This is a genomic window from Pseudoalteromonas luteoviolacea DSM 6061 (assembly GCF_001625655.1).
GTDB lineage: Bacteria > Pseudomonadota > Gammaproteobacteria > Enterobacterales > Alteromonadaceae > Pseudoalteromonas > Pseudoalteromonas luteoviolacea.
The window spans coordinates 1-1026 of the sequence record NZ_AUYB01000139.1; the positions used below are offsets into that span (position 1 = coordinate 1).

1 protein-coding gene is annotated in these 1026 nt (G+C 34.5%); it reads left to right on the forward strand.

Going from position 1 to position 1026, the window contains the following annotated elements:
* The first annotated feature begins 168 nt into the window (after positions 1-168).
* Positions 169-720: an imm11 family protein gene (locus N475_RS21850; protein ID WP_063365961.1), complete on the forward strand. Its 552-nt coding sequence runs from the start codon at positions 169-171 to the stop codon at positions 718-720.
* The last annotated feature ends 306 nt before the right edge of the window (positions 721-1026 follow it).

The following is a 1026-nucleotide window of genomic DNA, read 5'->3' on the forward strand; positions in this document are numbered from 1 at the left end:
CCATAGATTGGTTCAAGACATGCTTAATACTGGATACAAAAGGGTTGGTGGGCAAGGGAAAATGGCTGCTCAAAATGAACTGCATGCTATAATGAATCGGCTAAATAGTGGTATCCGAAGTGGTAAAATAAAGCCTTATGACAATAAAAGTGTTTGGTGGATAAAATAGTGAAATTTTACGAGTTAACATATAGTGATGATGAAGGTTTATTGAGCGTTGAAGACTATGACCTAAATGGGTTTGATATTTCGAGTTATTGGGATGGGGATTATGGCTCTTTGGAAGAGATATCTAAGGTTGATTTCAGCTTTCATCAAAGTGGCTTTAAAAAATCTGATTTAATTGGGAATCCTTTAGGCTTAATATTGATTTCTGAAAAAGCTTATGAAAAGCTTAGACTTTTAGTTAAAAACCAATCTATTTTCTCTAAAGTATCATTACTAAATTTGGACTCCTCAGAGAAGGAGTTATTTTATATTCTAACACCTGTTAACACTTTAAATTGTTTGGAAATGAATTTAACTGAGTTCTTGGACGAAGAAACGGTAATTACGCCAGTTTTGGACAGTAAAAAAGTTAGTCCTGATAGCCTTATTTTTAAAGTTGATGGATGTACCAATATTGTTGTTATCAATGAGTTGGTTATGAATTCAATAAAAGAAAATAAATTAGATGGCTTTGACTTTATAGAGTTAAAAGTTGATTCATCGGAATCCTGATATGTTAAATTAAATTTAAAACAGAAGGGTATTAAGCGACACCCACTCTAAATTGGAGTGGGTGTCCGCATTCAAAAATTGAAAATAATAGGGTCAGGTCTTGCATGGAAAATTAAAGAAGACATATATGGACACTCCGTATGTCAAGCAGAGTGAATCTATCGGGGGAGCTTTTGCAGCCTCGTTGTTTTTTTAATATCTACCAGCTGCACTTCGATGATTAGCCACATGCAATAAAGCGTTGCTCTGACATACATCCGGGCTTAACTGTGAGGGAGTTAGCATAATAATTAAAGAAGACACCCA